This window comes from Pseudomonas tohonis (assembly GCF_012767755.2).
GTDB classification, from domain to species: domain Bacteria; phylum Pseudomonadota; class Gammaproteobacteria; order Pseudomonadales; family Pseudomonadaceae; genus Metapseudomonas; species Metapseudomonas tohonis.
Genome location: NZ_AP023189.1, coordinates 3849894 through 3869472 on the forward strand (window position 1 = coordinate 3849894; position 19579 = coordinate 3869472).

Annotated in this window: 17 protein-coding genes; 5 read left to right on the forward strand and 12 right to left on the reverse strand. The window is 67.9% G+C overall.

The window, feature by feature from the left end; translation table 11 throughout:
- Nucleotides 1-24 precede the first annotated feature (24 nt).
- Both HSX14_RS17400 and metE read right to left on the reverse strand, forming a co-directional pair.
- Nucleotides 25-2100 carry a phosphocholine-specific phospholipase C gene (locus HSX14_RS17400; RefSeq protein ID WP_173179555.1) on the reverse strand — a complete coding sequence of 692 codons (2076 nt, stop codon included), beginning with the start codon at nucleotides 2098-2100 and terminating at the stop codon, nucleotides 25-27.
- 520 nt (nucleotides 2101-2620) lie between these two features.
- Complete coding sequence (gene metE, locus HSX14_RS17405; protein ID WP_173179553.1) at nucleotides 2621-4924, reverse strand: 5-methyltetrahydropteroyltriglutamate--homocysteine S-methyltransferase; 2304 nt, start codon at nucleotides 4922-4924, stop codon at nucleotides 2621-2623.
- A gap of 239 nt (nucleotides 4925-5163) precedes the next feature.
- On the opposite strand from metE, the gene HSX14_RS17410 reads away from it, so the two are divergent.
- Nucleotides 5164-5415 (forward strand): hypothetical protein, encoded by a 252-nt coding sequence (locus tag HSX14_RS17410; RefSeq protein WP_173179551.1) that lies wholly within the window; start codon nucleotides 5164-5166, stop codon nucleotides 5413-5415.
- Between the two features lie 130 nt (nucleotides 5416-5545).
- On the forward strand, nucleotides 5546-6718 hold the full coding sequence (locus tag HSX14_RS17415; protein ID WP_173179549.1) for a hydroxymethylglutaryl-CoA reductase: 1173 nt from the start codon (nucleotides 5546-5548) through the stop codon (nucleotides 6716-6718).
- Between the two features lie 49 nt (nucleotides 6719-6767).
- Here the strand turns inward: HSX14_RS17415 and HSX14_RS17420 are convergent, their stop codons facing one another.
- The 5 genes from HSX14_RS17420 to HSX14_RS17440 all read right to left on the reverse strand — a co-directional run bounded on the left by HSX14_RS17420 (nucleotide 6768) and on the right by HSX14_RS17440 (nucleotide 11627).
- Nucleotides 6768-8129: a CSLREA domain-containing protein gene (locus HSX14_RS17420; protein WP_173179547.1), complete on the reverse strand. Its 1362-nt coding sequence runs from the start codon at nucleotides 8127-8129 to the stop codon at nucleotides 6768-6770.
- A gap of 155 nt (nucleotides 8130-8284) precedes the next feature.
- Nucleotides 8285-9049, reverse strand: coding sequence for a CHAD domain-containing protein (locus HSX14_RS17425; protein WP_173179546.1), 765 nt, complete (start codon nucleotides 9047-9049; stop codon nucleotides 8285-8287).
- A gap of 200 nt (nucleotides 9050-9249) precedes the next feature.
- Nucleotides 9250-9465: a DUF3079 domain-containing protein gene (locus tag HSX14_RS17430; protein ID WP_173179544.1), complete on the reverse strand. Its 216-nt coding sequence runs from the start codon at nucleotides 9463-9465 to the stop codon at nucleotides 9250-9252.
- Nucleotides 9466-9725: 260 nt separating this feature from the next.
- Nucleotides 9726-10355 carry a LysE family translocator gene (locus tag HSX14_RS17435; RefSeq protein ID WP_173179542.1) on the reverse strand — a complete coding sequence of 210 codons (630 nt, stop codon included), beginning with the start codon at nucleotides 10353-10355 and terminating at the stop codon, nucleotides 9726-9728.
- A 132-nt stretch (nucleotides 10356-10487) separates the two neighbouring features.
- Nucleotides 10488-11627: a hypothetical protein gene (locus HSX14_RS17440; protein ID WP_173179540.1), complete on the reverse strand. Its 1140-nt coding sequence runs from the start codon at nucleotides 11625-11627 to the stop codon at nucleotides 10488-10490.
- Between the two features lie 336 nt (nucleotides 11628-11963).
- Here HSX14_RS17440 and HSX14_RS17445 point away from each other — a divergent pair, with 336 nt between their 5' ends.
- Both HSX14_RS17445 and HSX14_RS17450 read left to right on the forward strand, forming a co-directional pair.
- Nucleotides 11964-12353: a YkvA family protein gene (locus HSX14_RS17445; protein WP_173179538.1), complete on the forward strand. Its 390-nt coding sequence runs from the start codon at nucleotides 11964-11966 to the stop codon at nucleotides 12351-12353.
- Nucleotides 12354-12908: 555 nt separating this feature from the next.
- On the forward strand, nucleotides 12909-13880 hold the full coding sequence (locus HSX14_RS17450) for an IS110 family RNA-guided transposase (RefSeq protein WP_175384271.1): 972 nt from the start codon (nucleotides 12909-12911) through the stop codon (nucleotides 13878-13880).
- A 179-nt stretch (nucleotides 13881-14059) separates the two neighbouring features.
- On the opposite strand, the gene HSX14_RS17455 is transcribed toward HSX14_RS17450, so the two are convergent.
- Entirely contained in the window at nucleotides 14060-14263 is a 204-nt protein-coding gene (locus HSX14_RS17455) for a hypothetical protein (RefSeq protein ID WP_175384272.1), read from the reverse strand.
- A gap of 153 nt (nucleotides 14264-14416) precedes the next feature.
- On the opposite strand from HSX14_RS17455, the gene HSX14_RS17460 reads away from it, so the two are divergent.
- Entirely contained in the window at nucleotides 14417-14878 is a 462-nt protein-coding gene (locus HSX14_RS17460) for a methyltransferase family protein (RefSeq protein WP_173180305.1), read from the forward strand.
- Between the two features lie 7 nt (nucleotides 14879-14885).
- Here HSX14_RS17460 and HSX14_RS17465 read toward each other — a convergent pair whose 3' ends face one another.
- The 4 genes from HSX14_RS17465 to HSX14_RS17480 all read right to left on the reverse strand — a co-directional run bounded on the left by HSX14_RS17465 (nucleotide 14886) and on the right by HSX14_RS17480 (nucleotide 19282).
- Nucleotides 14886-16103: an MFS transporter gene (locus tag HSX14_RS17465; RefSeq protein ID WP_173180304.1), complete on the reverse strand. Its 1218-nt coding sequence runs from the start codon at nucleotides 16101-16103 to the stop codon at nucleotides 14886-14888.
- Between the two features lie 224 nt (nucleotides 16104-16327).
- On the reverse strand, nucleotides 16328-16528 hold the full coding sequence (locus HSX14_RS17470; RefSeq protein WP_173180303.1) for a hypothetical protein: 201 nt from the start codon (nucleotides 16526-16528) through the stop codon (nucleotides 16328-16330).
- Between the two features lie 14 nt (nucleotides 16529-16542).
- Entirely contained in the window at nucleotides 16543-18603 is a 2061-nt protein-coding gene (locus HSX14_RS17475) for a pyridoxamine 5'-phosphate oxidase family protein (RefSeq protein WP_173180302.1), read from the reverse strand.
- A 49-nt stretch (nucleotides 18604-18652) separates the two neighbouring features.
- Complete coding sequence (locus tag HSX14_RS17480) at nucleotides 18653-19282, reverse strand: glutathione S-transferase family protein (protein ID WP_173180301.1); 630 nt, start codon at nucleotides 19280-19282, stop codon at nucleotides 18653-18655.
- Between the last annotated feature and the right edge of the window lie 297 nt (nucleotides 19283-19579).

A 19579-nucleotide genomic window follows, 5' to 3' on the forward strand; every position in this document is an offset into this window, starting at 1 on the left:
GCCAACGCGGGCCAGGCCTCCCCCTCAGAAGGTCAACGATCCCAGCCCCATGCCCGGATCACTGAAGCCCGCGCGGCCGTCTTCCATGCGCCCGCTGAAGCGGCGCAGGAAGCCTTCCACGCCTTGCGCGCGGACGCTGAAGTCGTACCAGTTGCCGCTGCTGCGCAGCGAGAAACGCACTTCCCTGCGCTGGCCCGGCGGGACGGTGAGGGTCTGGCTTTCGCCCCGGAAGTAGAGGTTGTCCTTGAGGGTCAGCTTCAGCGGCTGGCGGCCACGGTTGATCAGTTGCACCTGCAGCCTGCCGAGCGTGGGCTGGTAGTCGACGCGCACTTCCGGCAGCGGCGCCTTGCGGTCCGAGGCGTCGCGCCGCAGGTTGCCGCGGAACACCCGCAGGAAGCCGTTCGGGCCGTGCACTTCCAGGTGGTAGTCGCCGCTGGCGTCGCCCGGGAAGCTGTCGTGCAGGCGTCGGTGCGCGCCCACCGTGTAGCGCTTCGGGGCGCTGACGTTGTCCAGCAGGTTGAACACCTGGAACACCGCACCGGCCTTGCCGGTGTTGGCGAAGGTCAGGCTCAGCGCCGCCTCGCCACTGCGATAGCGCGCGTGCACGCCCAGTTCGTAGGGCAGCGCCCGGGCGCGGCGGATGCCCATCTCCTGGACGGGCATGGCAGCCACCGCCGGCGGCCTGGGTTTTGGCAGCTTGATCTGGCTGGCGACGATGGCGTCGGCCTGGCTGGTGTCCGGCAGCCCCGGGAACGACCCGTTGGGATGGGCGAAATCGAAGGCCGAGGTCAGGTCGCCACACACGGCGCGGCGCCAGGGGCTGATGTTGGGCTCCATGACGCCGAAGCGCTGTTCGAGCAGGCGGATCACCGAGGTGTGGTCGAACACCTGGGAGTTGACCCAGCCGCCCTTGCTCCACGGCGAGATCACGTACATGGGCACGCGCGGGCCAAGGCCATAGGGCTGGTTGCGGTAGCGGGTGTCGCCCAGGGTGTGCCATTCGAGGGTGGCGTCGGCGGTGGTCTTGCCGTGCAGCGTGCCGTCGGCGTTCAGGCTCGGCGCGGCAGGGGGTGCCATGTGGTCGAAGAAGCCGTCGTTCTCGTCGAACATCACCAGCAGCGCGGTCTTGCTCCACACCTCGGGGTTGGCGGTCAGCGCGTCCAGCACCCAGGCGGTGTACTCGGCGCCCCAGATCGGGCTCGACGGGCCGGGGTGCTCGGAATATTTGGCCGGCGCCACGATCCACGACACCTGCGGCAGCGTATTGGCCAGCACGTCGCGCTTCAGCGCATCCAGCTTCCAGGTGCTCAGGCCGTTGACGATCAGCGGCGAGTCCGGCCCGGCCGCGCGGTACTGGCGGAAGCCGATCAGCGGGTTGTCGGAGAAGTTGTCCGCCATGTCCTGGTACACGCGCCAGCTGATGCCGGCGGCCTGCAGCCGTTCCGGGTAGGTGGTCCAGGTGTAGCCCTCTTCCACCGGGCCTTCGCTGTCGTGGTCGTTGGTGGTCACCGGGCCGCCGTGCTGGCCGAGCGGGTCGTTGGTGCCGGTCCAGAGGAACAGGCGGTTGGGGTTGGTGCCGCCCTGGAACGAGCAGTGGTAGGCATCGCAGACGGTGAAGGCATTGGCCAGGGCGAACTGGAAGGCGATGTCCTGCTCCTTGTAGTAGCCCAGGGAGCGCTCGGTCTTGGCCGGCAGCCACTTGTCCATGCGCCCCTCGTTCCAGGCCTGCTGGGCGTCGGGCCAGGTGTGCGGGGTGCCGTCCACGCGCTGGGCGCTGGTGGTGAGGGTGTCAAAGTGGTACGGCAGGACCTCGCCCTTGCTGCCCTTCTGGTGCCACACGCGCTGGCCGTCGGGCAGCGGGATCGCCATGCGGTCGCCGAAGCCGCGCACGCCCTTGAGCGTGCCGAAGTAATGGTCGAACGAACGGTTCTCCTGCATCAGGATCACCACGTGCTCGATGTCCTTGAGGTTGCCGTGGCGGCGGTGCGCGGGGATCGCCAGCGCCGCCTGGATGCTGGCCGGCAGCAGGCTGCTGGCGACGGTGGCACCGACCGTGCCGGCCGCCAGCTGGATGAAGCTTCTTCTGCTTTTCGAAATCATCGGGGAACTCACCAGGTCGTATGAGTGGCAAAAGGCTGCTGAGCGCTTCCATGACGCTGGCAGCGAGATGTTCGAACACAGGCGACGCTAGTAATGGAAAAAGACGCTTTGGTTTCAACACGTCTTGCAACGGCGATTCATGCCAACCCGATCACGTTTACAGACCATGTTCTTGGTCTAGGCCAGCTTTCGCTTGACAGGCTCGACCGATTGGAAAAGCCCAGGATAGAGCGGCGCCTGACATCGCCGTGCCAGTACGCAATGCCGATTCCGGGTGGTACAGACCAACCCTCGGAAAGCGCGTGACAGCCGCTCGGTGTGGCGGCGGTTGCAGGGTGGTTGACGCGCCGCCCCTCCACCATCGGAGCGCCACCCGGCACCGAGGGGTGGAGGTAAAAAGCGACCTCCACCCTAAGCAAGAACCAGCCTCGCGCCTCACAGGGCACCGTTGGGCCCCGGGTGCACCGTGCAACGCAAAACGGGACGCATGGCGTCCCGTTGGTTGGCTGCGCGCCTGGGCTCAGGCCAGCTCGCGGCGCAGTTGCCGTGCCGCCGCCACCATGTTGACCAGGGCCGCTTCGGTCTCCGGCCAGGCGCGGGTCTTGAGGCCGCAGTCCGGGTTGACCCAGAGCCGCTCGACCGGCACGCGCCGGGCGGCCTTGCGCAGCAGCTGGATGATCTCGTCCGTGGTGGGCACGCGCGGCGAGTGGATGTCGTAGACGCCCGGGCCGATCTCGTTCGGGTAGGCGAATGCCTCGAAGGCCTCCAGCAGTTCCATGTCCGAGCGCGAGGTCTCGATGGTGATCACGTCCGCATCCATGGCGGCGATGGATTCGATCACGTCGTTGAACTCGCTATAGCACATGTGGGTGTGGATCTGCGTCTCGTCGCGCACGCCGCTGGCGGTGAGGCGGAAGGCCTCGGTCGCCCAGTCCAGGTAGGGCTGCCACTGCGCCTTGCGCAGCGGCAGGCCCTCGCGGAAAGCGGCTTCGTCGATCTGCACCACCTTGATGCCGGCGGCCTCCAGGTCGACCACTTCGTCGCGGATCGCCAGGGCCAGTTGGCGGGCCTGCACCTCGCGGCTCACATCCTCGCGGGGGAAGGACCACATCAGCATGGTCACCGGGCCGGTCAGCATGCCCTTCATGACCTTCTGCGTCAGGCCCTGGGCGTAGCGGATCCACTCCACGGTCATGGGCTTCGGACGGCTGAGGTCGCCGACAATCACCGCCGGCTTCACGCAGCGGGAACCGTAGCTCTGCACCCAGCCGAAGCGGGTGAAGGCGTAGCCGTCCAGCTGCTCGGCGAAGTACTCGACCATGTCGTTGCGCTCGGCCTCGCCGTGCACCAGCACGTCCAGCCCCAGCTTCTCCTGCACGTCCACCGCGTGGCGGATTTCGCTGTGCATCGCCTCGGTGTACTCGGCCGGGGACAGCTTGCCTTGCTTGTACGACTGCCGTGCAAGGCGGATGGCGGAGGTCTGCGGGAAGGAGCCGATGGTGGTGGTCGGGAAGGCCGGCAGATCCAGCAGCGTGCGCTGCTGGGCGATGCGCTTGGCAAAGCGCGAGGCACGCCGGGCGTCTTCCGGACGCAGGGCGGCGACGCGGGCCTGCACGGCGGGCTTGTGGATGCGCGGCGAGGCGGCGCGGCTGGCCTGCACCAGGCGGCTGGCTTCGCGGGCGGCGAGCACCTCGGGCGCTTCCGGCTCATCCAGGGCACGGGCCAGCACGGCCACCTCACCGCACTTCTGCACGGCGAAGGCCAGCCAGCTCTTCAGCTCGGCATCCAGCTTGTCTTCACGCTCCAGGTCCACCGGGCTGTGCAGCAGCGAGCAGGACGGCGCGACCCAGAGACGATCGCCCAGGCGCTCGTGGGCGTGCTGCAGCACCTCCAGGGCCCTCTCCAGGTCACAGCGCCAGACGTTGCGGCCGTTGACCACGCCCAGGGAGAGGACCTTGTACGCCGGCAGGCGGTCGAGGATGGTCGGGTACTGCTCGGGAGCGCGCACCAGGTCGATGTGCAGGCCATCCACCGGCAGGCCGGCGGCCAGGCCGAGGTTGTCTTCCAGGCCGCCGAAGTAGGTGGCGACCAGCTTCTTCAACGGCTCGCGCTGCAGCAGGTTGTAGACGCGCTCGAAGGCGTTCTTCCAATCCTGGGGCAGGTCCAGCACCAGGATCGGCTCGTCGATCTGCACCCACTCCACGCCCTTGGCGGCAAGACGCTGGAAGATCTGGCCGTACAGCGGCAACAGGCGCTCGACCAGTTCCAGCCTGTCGAAATCACCGCCCTTGGCCTTGCCCAGCCACAGGTAGCTCAGCGGGCCGATCACCACGGGCTTGACCTCGTGGCCCAGCGCCCGGGCTTCGTCCACTTCCTCGAACAGCTGCTCCCAGCTCAGCTCGAACTGCTGGTCGGCGGCGAACTCGGGTACCAGGTAGTGGTAGTTGGTGTCGAACCACTTGGTCATCTCCTGCGCATGGGCGCCACCGCAGCAGCTGTCGCCATGGCCGGTCGCCACGGACCCACGCGCCATGGCGAACAGGGTCTGCAGGGTGGGCTTGGCGTTGCCGTGACGGAAACGCTCGGGAATCACGCCGAAGGTCAGCGAGTGGGTCAGCACCTGGTCGTACCAGGCGAAGTCGCCCACCGGCAGCAGTGCGATGCCGGCGTCCTTCTGCAGCTGCCAGTGCGCCGCGCGCAGCTCGCGGCCAACGGCGCGCAGGCCGGCCTCATCCAGTTCGCCCTTCCAGAAGGCTTCCTGGGCTTTCTTCAGCTCGCGGTCACGACCGATCCGTGGGAAGCCAAGCGTGTGTGCCAAGGCCATGGGTGTTCCTCCATCGAAAATGTATGGGGGAATTCTCGGCGCCCGGCAAACATGAGACAAACTCAATTAATTCTTCATGAACTCAAGTTTCACTCATGTTTACGCGCATCGGAAAAACCGTGCTCACCGAGGGAAACGAATGTGCGGGGCGTCGCAATGCCGGGCCGGCGATGCATCGCCGTCCCTCGCAACGCGGTATGTTCGGGCCAGCCCACGCGGCACGGGAATGGAGAGGAACGATGAAGGAACTGGAAAGCTGCCCCCGGTGCTCGGCACTCTTCCCGGCGCGCAAGGCGCTGGTTTCCAGCGGCGTGGGCGTCAGCCAGAGCGCATTCGCCTCGCGGATGCAGGTGCGCTGCCCCGAGTGCTGGCACATCTTCACGGCGCGCACGCTGCGCCTGTTCGGGTTCCTGCCACCCAGCGGCTTGCGCTGGGTGGTGCTGGGCCTGCTGGTGGCGTGCGTGGTGCTGGCGAAGGTATTGCCTCGCTGAACATCCATCGATTGACGCGTTGGATCATCCGATTGGCGTGGTCGGTCATGTCGGCGCCGCCGCTCGTGGGCACACTCGGGGTCACGGATTCTCGCCTAGGCTGAATCACCCGACCCCGCAGGAGAGCACGATGTCCAGAGGCGCCCCCATTCCCCGCAGCCCCGAGAACGACTACACCCGCGAGCAGGCCACGCTGCGTCGTGACTTCATCAAGGAGCAGACCGGCGCCGCGCTGGACACGGTCGGCCAGTACGCCATCGACCCGGCCGCCACCCGCGGCAATATCGAGAACTTCATCGGCGTGGTGCAGATGCCCCTGGGGCTGGCCGGCCCGCTGCGGATAGAAGGCGAGCACGCGCGCGGCGATTTCTACATCCCCATGGCCACCACCGAAGGCACGCTGCTGGCCAGCTACAGCCGGGGCATGCGCGCCATCAGTGCCTCCGGCGGGGTGAAGACCACAGTGGTCAAGCACTCCATGCAGCGGGCCCCCGTGTTCTTCTTCGAGGATGCGCTGCAGGCCCGCGAGTTCGGCGTCTGGCTGGTGCGCGAGTTCGAGGCGATCAAGGCCGCGAGCGAAACCACCACCCGCAGCGGCAAGCTGTGCGAGATCGAGCAGTACCCGGTGGCCAACATGCTCTACACCCGTTTCTGCTACACCACCGGCGATGCCGCCGGGCAGAACATGACCAGCAAGGCCACCTACGCGGCCTGCGAATGGATCAAGGCCAACCACCCGTTGCAGCCGCGCTACATCCTTTCCGGCGCCATCGACACCGACAAGAAGCACTCGGCCATGAACATGATCCAGACCCGGGGTAAGCGGGTGATCGCCGAGTTCACCCTCAAGCGCGAGGTGGCCCACGAGCTGCTGCGCGTCGAGCCCGCCAACCTCTACCGCTACCGGCAGATCGCCGCCGTGGGCGCCTTCCAGGCCGGTTCGGCGTACAGCGGCGCGCACTCGGCCAACGGGCTGGCGGCGATGTACATCGCCACCGGGCAGGACGCGGCCAACGTGGCCGAATCCCATGGCGGCATCACCTACGGGCAACTGCTGGACAACGGCGACTACTACTGGTCGGTGACCCTGCCCGCGGTGATCTGCGCCACCCATGGCGGCGGCACCAACCTGCCGACCCAGCGGGAATGCCTGGAGCTGCTGGGCTGCCACGGCGCCGGCAAGGCGGACAAGCTGGCGGAGATCATCGCGGCCGTGGTGCTGGCGGGGGACGTATCCCTGACCTCGGCGATCCTGGCCGGCGACTGGGTCAGCAGCCACGAGGCGCTGGGGCGCAACCGCTGAGGGTGCAGGCCCGGCGGACCGGCCGGGCCCGCCCGCCTCTGCCACGGGCTCAGGGATAGGCCCGTTCGAACGCGCCGAGGTCGCAATTGACCACACCGTCGCCATTGCCATCACGCGGCCGGTCGAGGCCACGCTGGTCATGGCTGGCGCAGTTGCCGACACCGGCGTCGATGGCGGCGCTGTTGCGCCTCAGCGGGTGCACCAGGGCGCCGTTGTTGTCCTGCAGCGGGAACAGGTGGCGGGTGAAGGTCGTCTCGTCGGCGATGTAGGTTTGCGCGACGCAGTTGCCGCCGTCCGTGCCAAGCAGCAGGCCACGCACGCGCAAGTCCACGGCGCCCGGCTGGTTGCGGCAGTTGCGTACGTCCTCGAACTCGCTGGAGCGGTTGCCGGCGATCAGGCTGTTGCGCAGCAGCACGTCGCCCCGGTTGGTCAGCCCCCAGCCGTCGTTGCCGGCGATGGTGACGTGGACCAGCTCGGCGCGTGACTGCGCGGACATCTCCGTGAGCCAGGGGTGGCCATTCTCGAAGGCGCCACGCTCGATGCTGCGGTTGCCGGAGAGGGTGCTGTTGGCCAGGCGCATCCACCCGGCGTTGGCGATGGCCGAACCAAAGCCGCTGCGCAGCACCTGGTTGCCCTGGAAGGTGGTGCGGGCGATGTCCGCCGTGCCCTGGTTGTAGAGCGCGCCGCCCATGCCCATCTCGCTGTAGTCCGATGCCCAGTTGGCGCTGAACAGGCTGTCGCGCACGGTGATCGCGCCCTCGTTGTAGAGCGCTCCGCCCAGGCCCGCGCCCTGGGCCTCCTCGCCCGCGTTGCGGTTGTCGCGGAAGGTCGTGCGCTGCACCTCGAGCACGCCGAAGTTGGCGATGGCCCCGCCGTTGCCGGCCAGCGCAGCGGGATAGGGCATGTAGACGGCGACGCGATTGCCGACCAGTTCCACCTGGTACAGGTGCAGCTGGCCCCGGTTGAGCACGGCGCCCCCGTCGTAGATCTGGCGGCCGCCGGTGAGGGTCAGCCCGCGCAGCTTCACCTGCGCGCCGGCGTGCACATGGAACAGCCGGTCCAGGCCCTGCCCGTCGAGACGGGTCACGCCCACGCCCTTGCCGATCAGGCTCACCCGGCCATGGACATCGAAGTCGCCGATGGCGTTGGCATCCTCCTCCACCGGCCAGTTCAGACCCGGGTCGGGGTTGGCCTTCTGCAACAGGTAGTTGCCGGACTCCAGGCGAATGACGCTTTCACCCGGCGCGGCGTTGGCGGCCGAGACGGCCTCGCGCAGCGAGCAGTGGGCGGGCGTGCACTGGCCATCGTCCTCGTCGGCGAAGGTGCTGACCCGCAGGTCCAGCGCATCGGCGGCCAGGGGCGAGGCCAGGGAAAAGGTGAGCAGCAGGGTTCGGTGGCAATGGCCTGGCATGGGAAATTCCTCGTTCAGGAATCAGCGCTCGACAGCCCGGCTGAGGCCAACATCACTGGGGTTTCAGGGGTACTGCGGCGGGTGCCGCTAGCAACTGACCCGCCGAACCCACGGAAGATTCCTGAAGACTGTCCCGCGCCCGCCGAACGCCCCGGTCATTGCGCCTGCAATCGCTCCAGCAGGTTCTGCAGCTCCGCCTCCGCCGCCTTGAGGGACGCGTCCATGGCGATCTCCCAGGGGCGGCGCAAGGGTTCGAGGTCGCGTTCGGCGTCGACCTTCAGGCACCACTGGAAGTGGTCGTGCCAATCCCCCAGGGCGCCTTGCACGGCCTTGAGAGAGGCCGCGGCCTTGGGCGAGATCGGCGACAGGCTCGGGTAGGCCTCGTGGGCGTAGCGCATCCGCTTGATGAGGATGCGCAGTGCGTGACGGTCGTAGGCAGGGTCCTGCAGGGCGGCGACCAGCAGGTCGCGCTGCTTCTTCAGGCGCTTGCGGATGAAGTCGCGCAGCGCTCGCAACTCGCCTGCCCGCTGGGCATCGCGGAAGGACTCCGGCCAGTCGTCCAGGCAGGCCATCAACCGGCGCACGGTGGGGCTGTCCTCGACCATCCGGTAGCCCTGCTCCAGGCGCTGGCGACGTGGTTGCGCCAGGTCGGGCAGACCCTGCCGCTGCAGCTCGATGATCATCACCTCCAGATCGCGGATCGGCGTGGTCAGCCGCCCCACTTCGGCTGCCGCGGCGTCCAGCTCGCGCACCGGCTCCAGGTTGCGGATGGGCCGCAGCAGGCTGCGCAGCCGTCGCAGGCCGATGCGCATGTCATGCAGCGCCTCGTCATCCGTGCGACAGAGCAGGCGCACGCAGCTGTGGTGGATCCCCAGTTCTATTCGAAGCACTTGCTCAACGATCGAGTCGACGAAGGACATCGGGCACTCCAGGGTGAGTCGTCAGTGGCCGGGCGTGGAGCCGGGCCTAGCATAAGGGCGTTGGTGCAGCGCCAGGAACATGGGATCGTCACGCCATTTTTCATCCCGGCGCAGGCATGCTGCGCCCCCTGCATGACGGTCATGCCTTCACGTGCAATACCCGGGTGCCGAGCAACACCCGCGGCAGGTGCCCCGGCGGCTCATCGCGGCTTTTCTTCCGACTGGACATCCGGGCCCATCACCGGCCCGATGCCCCAATCGCCCTGCTCGTGCCAACCCTCCCCGAAGGTCTCGACGGGGTGCATGGTGCGGTCGGCGCCATTGCCGCACGCCAGGTCGCTCGCCGCGCAGTAGCGGTCACACCCCCAGCAGATACGCTCGGGGTGCCTGGGATTGACGGGAAAGGGCTTGGCCATGTGGACGCTCGGGCCTGGTCTGGGGATGCATCACGTTACCGCGCACGCACCGCAGCGCCTTGATCGCGATCAACGTCCCCATCAAGCGAAAACAGGCAGCCCGACCAACCGCTCGAGGCATGACCGCTGCGTAGGGTGGAGGTCGCTTTTCACCTCCACCAGCGCTGCCACCTCGGGCTCCGAAGGGTGGACGGATGGAGCGTCGTCCACCCGTCCCACTCGCGACGATGCCCACGCGAATCCAGCAGGCTGCGAGCGCCTCAGCGCGCAAGCATCCTCTGCAACCCCAGCGCCACCAGGGCCGCGCCGGCGCTGCCGTTGATGCCCCGCTCTATGCGCAGGTAGGAGGCACGCAAGGCCGCGGAACCGAACACCTGGGCGAGCCCGATGTGCCAGCCGAACGACAGCGCGCCGATGAGCGCGACGGTGACCGGGTAGAACCAGAGCGGCGCGCCGACCGGGAAGATGGCCGCGAAGGCGCTGGTCCAGAAGGCCGCGCCCTTGGGGTTGGTCACGCAGGTCAGCAGGCCCGTGCGATAGGCCGCCAGCCGCGAACCGCTCAGCTCCGGCTGCTGCACATCCGTGCGCCGTGGCACGGGACGGAAGGCGGACCACAAGAGGCGGCCGCCGTACCAGACCAGGTAGGCAGCGCCCAGCAGGCGCACGCCGGACTCCAGCCAGGGATGCTGCGACAGCAGCGTCGCCAGGCCGGCGATCGACACCACCACCCAGAACACCGAGCCGGTGGCGATGCCATAGGCGACATGGCGCGCATCCCGGTGCCGTTGGCTCAGCGCCATCTGGCTGAGGATGAAGAAGTTCGGTCCGGGGCTGGCGAGCACCGCCAGGTAGATGCCGCTGATCAGCAACAGGGAATAGGCGTAGGTCATGGTCCGACAGGGCTTCTGGTGGGCAGGGCGTGCTCGAACACTACCAATGACCTCCCTGGGCCGATAGATACAGACGGGCGTGATTTGCGGGATACAGGGCCAGGGGGCAGCGTACCCATGCTCCTCCCGCGATCAGCCCACCGCAGGCCGGTCGAGGAAGCACTCGAAGCCTTTCTTCCACACCTTGAAGCGCACCCGGATACCCTCGTGCAGCCAATGCAGCGTGTACACGTTGGGGTGGTCGTCCCGGTAGGTGGCCGCCATATCGAGCCCGTTCAGGTGCTGGCGGGCGGCTTCGAGGTCGAGCTCCGCATCGCCCACGGTGTAGATCTCGAAGGCCTCGCGGCTGCCGTCCGAGAGCGCGACGTAGTGGCCGAAGCCGTCGAAGGAATAGGCGTCGATGCCCTTCAGCAGGGCGAACAGCTCCGTCAGCTCCACATCCAGCAGCGAGGTGGCGCCCAGCCGTTGCACGAAGGCATCCGGCTTGCCCTCCAGCGCCTGCAGGTAACGGCTGATGAGCGGCGCGAACGGCCCCTCCATGAAAGCCTTGTTGCGGCCACTGAACCTGACCTTGCGGACCTTGGTCGGGGCGATGCCGCCGAGCTGGACCTTGCTCGGCCGGCGAGCGAAGGCCACCGTCTCGCCCTCGTATTCGCCCAGCTCGAAGGTGGCGGAGAAGGTGAAGGTCTTCTCATGGTCGTCGGCGGTCATCGCCGTCAGCCCGGACGCGCCCTTGTAGAGGAACAGGCGCCCATCCTCGGCCTGCATGCGCATCACGCAGAAGCGTTCGAACAGCGATTCCTTCCACTCGTGGCTGAGCAGCGTGGCCTTCACCGTCACCCGGCCCTCGGGCAGGAACAGCTCGGCGCCCGCCTTCAGGGGCGGCTTGGGCATGAGCGCGGCACTGGCCTCGAAGGCTTTCTGCGACACCTTCTTCGGCCCGATGAAGTAATGCCGCTGGCCGCCTTCATCACGCGCTTCGCTCAGCACCGTGCGGGTCGCGCCCAGCTGGACCAGGCCCGGGACCAGCCAGAGCGGCGGGTCGATGCGCCCGGCGTAGCCCGCCACCACCAGCGTCGAATCCTGGCGCTCCAGGCGCTCGATATCGATGCCCTGCTCCGCCCCGTACGCCCCGACCGGCGCCAACGACGCGAGGCTGGCCGTCAGCTCGTGGCCGTGCGCCTCGGCGGCCGTGGTGAAGGCATCCAGAACCTGCTGGGCCTGGGCCTCATCGCGAAACTGCGCGCGCAGGGTGATGGTGGTCTCGGACATGGACGACAGTGCCTCCTTGCAGCAGCGGGCCGGGTCCCCCCGTGAAGGCGCCTACGATAGTGCCTCGCCCTGTCACCGGCTCGACCGCCCTGGCACATTGCCAAACCCCGCACAAAAACGCCGCCCAGGCCCTGAGCCGGTTCAAAGGCCAGGCGACCCGGTAACGCGGGCGGCTGGAGTGATCCGGGTCGAGGCGGCGTCTCCAGCCCCGATCGCCCGCCTCTTCGCCTGGACTAGGCTTCAGGCAGCCGCGCAGATTGGCTCGCCCAGCCACAAGGCGCCGGCCAGCCCGGAGCACCCGCATGAACGCCCTGATCCCTCGCACGCAGGAGCCCCATGGAACCGAGCCACCCATCACTGCCCGAACGCATCCGCCGCTGGGCGCGTGCGCTCAAGCGCGACGTGCACGCCCTGTGGATCGCCGCCCGCGACTCACGCACCCCCTGGCAGGCAAAGGCCCTGGCGCTGGTGGTAGCGGCCTACGCGCTGTCGCCCATCGACCTGATTCCGGACTTCATCCCCGTACTGGGCTACCTGGACGATCTATTGATCGTCCCGCTGGGCATCTGGCTGGTGATCCGGCTGATCCCGCCGGAGCTGATGGAGGAGTATCGCAGGGCCGCCGCCGTCGCCACCCAACGCCCCTCAAGCCGCGTGGCAGCGGCCTTGATCGTGGCGCTCTGGCTCGCCTTGGCGCTCGGCTTGCTGGCATGGCTCGCCCGTTGATGCCCGGGGGCGCAGGGTGGAGGCCGCTTTCTACCTCCACCAGCGAGGCCATGTCAGGCCGCGAATGGTGGACGGGTGAAGCGTCGTCCACCCTACCCGTTCCCACCCACACCGGTGCATCCCGGGCGTAGGGTGGAAGTCGCTTTCTACCTCCACCAGCGTGGCCATATCGGGCCGCGAATGGTGGACGGGTGAAGCGTCGTCCACCCTACCCGTTCCCACCCGCACCGGTGCATCCCGGGCGTAGGGTGGAGGTCGCCTTCTACCTCCACCAGCGGGGCCACACCGGACTCCGCAGGGTGGACGGGTGAAGCGTCGTCCACCCTTGTATCTCGACTAAATACCTCCACAGGGGTAATAGTCCCCGACTGATCATCGGGGGAGGGGCTGGAAGTCGTGTCCACCCTTAGGCCGCGAGCCTGCAACGTAGATAGTGCTCCGCCCCTCCACACTCACTCGAACAGCCCGAACGGTATCCAGAGCCTCGAGCTCGCATTCACAAGGTTGGGCCGGGTGCAGTGATGATCGCGTCTGAACGGATCGAGAGGAGAATCCATGCCCAGCGTCATCGGCATCGACATCGCCAAACACACCTTTGACCTCGCCACCCTGCAGCCCAACGGCAAGTACCGCACCAAGGCCAAGCTGGCCAACGACAAAGCGGGCTTCGCCGTCTTGCGCGACTGGCTGAACAAACACAGCGAACCCGGAGCCTGGGTCGTGATGGAGGCCACCGGCATCCACCATGAAGCCCTGGCCGAATGGCTGTTGGAGCAAGGCTATCGGGTCTGTGTCCTCAACCCGGCGCAGGTCGCCCACTATGCCCGTAGCCAGTTGCAGCGGGTGAAGACCGACAAGGTCGACGCCAAGCTGATCGCCGAATACGGCGAGCGCCATCAGGACAGTCTGCGTCCCTGGCAACCCGAGCCCCGTGCCGTGCGGCGTTTGAAAGCCCTGGTACGGCGCCTGGAGGACCTGCGCGAAATCGAGCAGATGGAGCGCAACCGCCTGGAAGTGGCCGATGCCAGCGTCCAGGCCTCGATCCAGTCGGTGCTGGAACATATCGGTCAGGAGATCGAAGAGACCCTCAAGGCGATCGACGACCACATCGACAACGACCCGGATCTGCGCGGCAAGCGCGACCTGCTGACCAGCATCGACGGGATCGCCGACAAGACCGCTGCCCTGCTCCTGGCGGAGCTGGGCGACCCACTGCGCTTTGCCAACAGCCGCGCCGTCACTGCCTTTGCCGGGCTCAATCCGCGGCTGCAGGAGTCCGGGAACCACCGGGGACAGACGCGTATCTCCAAGACGGGCTCATCGCGCCTGCGGGCCGGCCTGTTCATGCCCGCGATCAGTGCCCTGACGTACAACGAGGCGATCAGGGCCCTGAGCGAACGGTTGAGGGCGAAGGGCAAGACCGGCAAGCAGATCGTCTGCGCTGCCATGCGCAAGCTGCTGAACATCGCCTACGGCGTACTGAAATCGGGCCAGCCATTTAACGCAAAACTGGCCCTTGCTCACTAGAAATCAAGACGGTATCTACCCGTTCCCACCCGCACCGGCGCATCCCGGGCGTAGGGGCCACGATGCCGGCCAGCAACCAAGCCGAGCGCCGGCGAGAAGAAACGCAACGGCGGCTGATGACACCGCCCATGAAAAAAGCGCCCCGAAGGGCGCTTTTTTTCGTGGCGTGGCGGCCTTGCTCAGAAGCGCGAGCCGGGCCGGCGCTTCGACAGTTCCTGGACCATCGCGCTGGCGATCACCGCCGTGGGCAGCAGGGTCTGCGGGGCACCGGGGCCCCTCAATCGATAGCCGCGAACCTCGGTGGAGCCGTCCTGCCGCACCGCGACCCACTGCACCACGCTGAACTCGCCCTTGGTGAAAACCGTTGCCCCTGAGTGTTCCATCATGCGTTCCGTTGCTGAAATCAGAACGGTCGAGCCTAGCCCCTGGGGCCCGCAGCGCAAGTCGGCGGTGGTGGACCACCGGGTCGATGGCGCTTGACCCTGGAGTCGCTACAGCCTTCATCCTCGGGCCCGAACACTCCCCGAGGAACGATGATGGACCGCCTGGAAAAACGCATTCCCCCCGTGCTGGCCACCCTGGTCTGCGCCCTGCTCATGGCCCTGCTGGCGTACCTGCTGCCCCCTGTGGGGATTGCCTGGGCCTGGCGGCTCGGGGCCGCGCTGGCGTTGGCGGCGCTGGGCGCGGGCGTGTGCCTGGCCGGGGTGGCGTCCTTCCGGCGGGCTCGTACCACGGTCAACCCGCTGGTGCCGGAGCAGGCCTCGTCGCTGGTGCAGGCCGGCATCTATCGCCACACGCGCAACCCCATGTACCTGGGCTTCGCCATCCTGCTCGTCGCCTGGGCGGCCCTGCTGGGGGCGCCGCTGTCCCTGTTCGCGGTGGCGGGGTTCGTGATGTACCTCGACCGCTTCCAGATCGTCCCCGAGGAACGGGCGCTGGCCGGGCTGTTCGGCGCCGACTACACCCGCTACCGGGAGCGGGTGCGGCGCTGGGTCTGAGCGGGGCTCAGGCCTTCTTCGTCGAGGGCAGGAGGATGGTGAGAATGCCCAGCAGCGGCAGGAAGGAGCAGAGGAAGAACACGTGCTCGATGCCGTGGATGTCCGCCAGGTGCCCCAGCAGCGCCCCGCCGATGCCGCCGAAGCCGAACATCAGGCCGAAGAACACGCCGGCGATCATGCCCACGTTGCCGGGCACCAGCTCCTGGGCGAAGACCACGATGGCGGAGAAGGCCGAGGCGAGGATGAAGCCGATGACCATGCTCAGCACGCCGGTCCAGAACAGGTCCACGTGGGGCAGCGCCAGGGTGAAGGGCGCAACGCCGAGGATGGAGAACCAGATCACCTTCTTGCGCCCGATGCGGTCGCCGATGGGGCCACCGAAGAAGGTGCCAGCGGCGACGGAGCCGAGGAACAGGAAGAGGTAGACCTGCGAGGTGGCCACCGACAGGTCGAACTTCTCGATCAGGTAGAAGGTGAAGTAGCTGGTGAGGCTGGCCATGTAGAAGTACTTGGAGAACACCAGCAGCGCCAGGATCACCAGGGCGAAGGTCACCCGGCGCCTGGACAGGCCGTGGGTCGCGGCGCCGCCCTGCTTGAGGCGGAACAGGTTCAGGTGGTTGCGGTACCAGCGGCTTAGGCCATAGAGCACCAGGATGGCGAAGGTGGCGAACAGCCCGAACCAGGCCACGTGGCCCTGCCCGTAGGGGATGACGATGGCCGCCGCGAGCAGCGGGCCGAACGCACTGCCGGCGTTGCCGCCGACCTGGAAGGTGGACTGCGCCAGGCCGTAGCGCCCGCCCGACGCCAGCCGGGCGATGCGCGAGGCTTCCGGGTGGAAGGTGGACGAGCCGATGCCCACCAGCGCCGAGGCCATGAGGATCGCCGGGAAGGAGCCGACGAAGGCCAGCAGCAGGATGCCCACCAGGGTGCACAGCGAGCCGGCCGGCAGCAGCCAGGGCTTGGGATGGCGGTCGGTGTAGTAGCCGACCCAGGGCTGCAGCAGCGAGGCGGTGAGCTGGAATGTCAGGGTGATCAGGCCGACCTGGGTGAAGCTCAGGCCGTAGTTGGCCTTGAGCATCGGGTAGATCGACGGCAGCACCGCCTGGATCAGGTCGTTGATCAGGTGGGCCAGCGCGCAGGCGCCGATCACGCGCATGACCAGCGGGCTGGCCGGGTTCGCCGCCGCAGTCGCGGCCAGGGGAGAAGCGGTGGTGCTGACGGACATGGTGGAGCTTCCAGGCAGGAGCAGCGCACACCGCGCTCTGGACGACCGCGGCACGACGCTGCCGGAATTCGGGATCGGGCGCCATCCTATGCCGCGCCGCCCTGGCTGTCTCACGCAATCCGGCCAACCACCATCGCAAAAGAGACATCCTGCGCCGCCTCCAGGCGCCCACTTTCCGTAGGGTGGTGTAGAGCGCAGCGAAACCCACCGCTCGGCCGCTCGGCTCAGCAGCGCCAGTCCCCTTCCCCGCATTGCATGCCCGAATCTCGCCTCGGCAGGTCCAGCGGGAACAGCAGTTGCGACAGCAGGAAGCCGGCCTCGGTCTCCACGCACGCGGGCGTGCCGAGGCGGGATTGCGCGTCGCGGTCGGGGGTGTCGTTCCAGCGGGGAATGCCGTTGGCCAAGGGGTTTTGCTGGATGGTCATGATGGCGAGCCTCCTCACAGGTCGAGCACTAGGGGTTGGGCGCCCTCTTCGCCCGCCGCCGGGACGGCGCAGCAGATCAGCACCATGTCGGCCTCGGGCATTTCCGCCGGCGGGTTGGGGTAATGCACCTCGCCGCTGATGCGGCGCGTGCGGCAGGTGCCGCACGAGCCGCCCCGGCAGCTGAACTCGGGGGTCAGGCCGCGGCTTTCCGCCAGCTCCAGCAGGCTGCCGCTCTCCGGTGTCCAGCGTGCTTCCTTGGCCGAATGGGTGAAGTACACCGGCACCGGGCTCGTGGCCGCCGGTGGCTGGACCCGCGTGGGCGCCTGCCCGTCGACCTGGCGCCGCAACGTCGAGGGGCCGAAGGCCTCGGCATGGATGCGCGAATCGGCGATGTTCAGCCCGCGCAGGCCGTCGTAGATCGACTGGGTAAAGGCCGCCGGGCCGCACAGGTAGAAGTCGTAGTCGTCGAACGGCAGGCTGGCCTGGATATGCGCCAGGTCGAGGCGGCCGTTCAGTTCGAAGTCATGCCCCAGACGTGCCTCGGCTTCCGGGGCGCTCAGGGCGCGCACCCAGCGCAGCAGGCCACCCGAGCGGCTCGAAAGCGCCTGCAGCTCTGCCTGGAACGGCAGGTCGTGCAGCGCCCGCGCGCCCTGGAACAGGTGGATGCGTCGGCCTTGCGGCTGCCGCTGGTTGAGCGCCACCAGCTCGCGGGCCATGGAGACCATCGGGGTGATGCCCACGCCCGCGCCGATCAGCACGACGGGGCGCTGGCTGTCGGTCTTCAGGGTGAAGCCACCCAGGGGCGGGCGGGCTTCCAGCACATCGCCGACCCGCACTTGCTCGTGCAGGTGCCGCGAGCCCTTGCCCTGGGCCTTGACGCTGATACGCAGCTGACCGTCGCTCGGCGCGCTGGAGACGCTGTAGGTGCGCACCAGGGCCTCGCCATCAGCGGTGACCAGGCGCAAGGGAATGTGCTGGCCGGGGGCGAAGCTCACCTCGCCACCCTCCTCGGGCGCCAGCACCAGCGAGCGGATGTCGTGGCTTTCCTGCTGCTGGCTCAGCACGCGCCAGCGCTGCCACTGGCGCCGCCGCTCGGTCTCGCGCAGGCGCTCGTCCGCCTCGGCCCAGGTGCCGGTGAGCAGGCTGGTGGGCGCGTATTCGTCGAAGTCCCAGCGCAGCGACACCGCGTTGGGGCGGAACACCACCTGCTCGATATCGAGGGTCCAGATGCGCTCGGCACCGTCGAAGGCGGCGATCAGCGGGCTGTCGAGGATCACCTCGGCACGGCCCTGTACCTGCAGCACGTTGCCCTGCTCGAAGTCGACGAACAGCAGGCCGGCGCGCGGGTTGCTCAGCAGGTTGCCCAGGGTGTTGAAGTGCAGGTTGCCGGCGTAGTCGGGGATGGTCAGGCGGTTGCCCTCCACCCGCACGAAGCCTGCGCGCCCGCCACGGTGGGAGACATCCACGGAGCGGCTGCCGTCCTCGTGGTCGACGTAGCTGGCGACGAAGAAGGTGTCGGCGGCGCGGATCATCGCGCGGGTGCGTTCGTCCAGCTCGGCGGCGTCCTCGCGGACGGTGCCGCGCGGCTCGGGGGAGCTGCTCCATTCCCGTCGCTGGATGTACTGCGGGCAGTTGCCGAAGGAGTGCTCGACCTGCACCACGAACTGCTGTGCCGAGGCCTGGTCGATCGCACCGTTGAGGCGGTTGCGACGCCGCGTGTGCAGTTCGATGCCGAGCAGGCCGAGGGCGGCGCCGGCACCCAGGCCGGGGGTGGCCGGGTCCAGCGGGTCCAGCGGGCGGGCGGCCAGGTCGAAGACCAGGTGCCTGGGGTCGGGCGAGGTGACGAAGCCTTCGGGGCCCTCGATCAGGGTGGCCCAGGGTCGTCCCTCGCCATCCACCGCACCGGCGATCAGGAAGGGCAGTTGATGGAAGAAGGCACGGTGCTGGTCGGGCATATGGTCGCGGATGACTTTCTGCCCGTGGGCTTCCATCCGCTCGGCCACGCCGACCGTTTCCTGCAGTTGCCTTTCACCGGCATGCCAGGGCGAGGGGCGCTGGCTGGGAGTCTGTTCCATGGTCTGCCCTCCGGAAAGGGGCTGCCGGGGCTCGGCAGCCCGGGGTGGCTCAGGCGGCGTTGAGGCCGGCGGCGGTGCGTTGCATCGGTACGAAGCCCGGCAGCGCCTCGATGCGGGCCAGCCAGGCACGCACGTTGGGATAGGCCTCCAGCGACACGTTGCCCTCCGGCGCATGGGCGATGTAGCTGTAGTTGGCCACGTCGGCGATGGTCGGCGTGTCACCGGCGAGGAAGAGGGAGGCGTCCAGCTCGCCTTCCATTACCGCGAGCAGCACATGGGCCCGGTGGATCACTTCCTCGGCATTGAAGGAGGCGCCGAAGACGGTGATCAGGCGCGCAGCGGCAGGACCGTAGGCGACCTGCCCGGCGGCCACCGACAGCCAACGCTGGATACGCGCGGCGGCGACGGCTTCCTCGGCCAGCCAGCGCCCCTCGCCGTAGCGCTTGGCCAGGTAGACGAGGATGGCGTTGGAGTCGTTGACCACGGTGCCGGCGTCATCGATCACCGGCACCTGGCCGAAGGCGTTGAGGGCAAGGAAGTCGGGCTGCTTGTGCGCGCCCTTGGCCAGGTCGACGAAGACCAGCTCGGTGGGCAGTTGCAGCAGCGAGAGCATGAGTTCGACACGATGGGCATGGCCGGACAGCGGGTGGCGGTACAGCTTGATGGCGGGACGAGACATGACGGTGGCTCCTTATCGGTTCGGGGTGGTTCACCGTGAACCGCCCGGCTGGGCGTTCGCGACGATGGAGGCATGTTGAGCTCACGCAGCTACGAGCAGAATCACCACGAATGACAATCCACTCTTTCATTTTTTGAAATAACCGGAGGTCTTGCGCGGATGCTGCAGCGGCATCGTCGGGTTGCACCCGACATGCGGCTCATATCCTGTAGGGGCGACTTCAGTCGCCAAGCGGCGCGCAGCACCGCCCACCTTGTGGGAGCGAATTCATTCGCGAAGAAGCCCGCATAAAGCATC

Excerpts from the sequence above, each read along its gene's own strand:
- HSX14_RS17475 (WP_173180302.1), bottom strand. The coding sequence starts at position 18,603 with ATGGAACAGACTCCCAGCCAGCGCCCCTCGCCCTGGCATGCCGGTGAA.
- HSX14_RS17410 (WP_173179551.1), top strand. The coding sequence starts at position 5,164 with ATGAAGGAACTGGAAAGCTGCCCCCGGTGCTCGGCACTCTTCCCGGCG.
- HSX14_RS17445 (WP_173179538.1), top strand. The coding sequence starts at position 11,964 with ATGGAACCGAGCCACCCATCACTGCCCGAACGCATCCGCCGCTGGGCG.
- metE (WP_173179553.1), bottom strand. The coding sequence starts at position 4,924 with ATGGCCTTGGCACACACGCTTGGCTTCCCACGGATCGGTCGTGACCGC.
- HSX14_RS17415 (WP_173179549.1), top strand. The coding sequence starts at position 5,546 with ATGTCCAGAGGCGCCCCCATTCCCCGCAGCCCCGAGAACGACTACACC.
- HSX14_RS17400 (WP_173179555.1), bottom strand. The coding sequence starts at position 2,100 with ATGATTTCGAAAAGCAGAAGAAGCTTCATCCAGCTGGCGGCCGGCACG.
- HSX14_RS17440 (WP_173179540.1), bottom strand. The coding sequence starts at position 11,627 with ATGTCCGAGACCACCATCACCCTGCGCGCGCAGTTTCGCGATGAGGCC.
- HSX14_RS17455 (WP_175384272.1), bottom strand. The coding sequence starts at position 14,263 with ATGGAACACTCAGGGGCAACGGTTTTCACCAAGGGCGAGTTCAGCGTG.
- HSX14_RS17450 (WP_175384271.1), top strand. The coding sequence starts at position 12,909 with ATGCCCAGCGTCATCGGCATCGACATCGCCAAACACACCTTTGACCTC.
- HSX14_RS17425 (WP_173179546.1), bottom strand. The coding sequence starts at position 9,049 with ATGTCCTTCGTCGACTCGATCGTTGAGCAAGTGCTTCGAATAGAACTG.
- HSX14_RS17480 (WP_173180301.1), bottom strand. The coding sequence starts at position 19,282 with ATGTCTCGTCCCGCCATCAAGCTGTACCGCCACCCGCTGTCCGGCCAT.
- HSX14_RS17460 (WP_173180305.1), top strand. The coding sequence starts at position 14,417 with ATGGACCGCCTGGAAAAACGCATTCCCCCCGTGCTGGCCACCCTGGTC.
- HSX14_RS17465 (WP_173180304.1), bottom strand. The coding sequence starts at position 16,103 with ATGTCCGTCAGCACCACCGCTTCTCCCCTGGCCGCGACTGCGGCGGCG.
- HSX14_RS17420 (WP_173179547.1), bottom strand. The coding sequence starts at position 8,129 with ATGCCAGGCCATTGCCACCGAACCCTGCTGCTCACCTTTTCCCTGGCC.
- HSX14_RS17470 (WP_173180303.1), bottom strand. The coding sequence starts at position 16,528 with ATGACCATCCAGCAAAACCCCTTGGCCAACGGCATTCCCCGCTGGAAC.
- HSX14_RS17435 (WP_173179542.1), bottom strand. The coding sequence starts at position 10,355 with ATGACCTACGCCTATTCCCTGTTGCTGATCAGCGGCATCTACCTGGCG.
- HSX14_RS17430 (WP_173179544.1), bottom strand. The coding sequence starts at position 9,465 with ATGGCCAAGCCCTTTCCCGTCAATCCCAGGCACCCCGAGCGTATCTGC.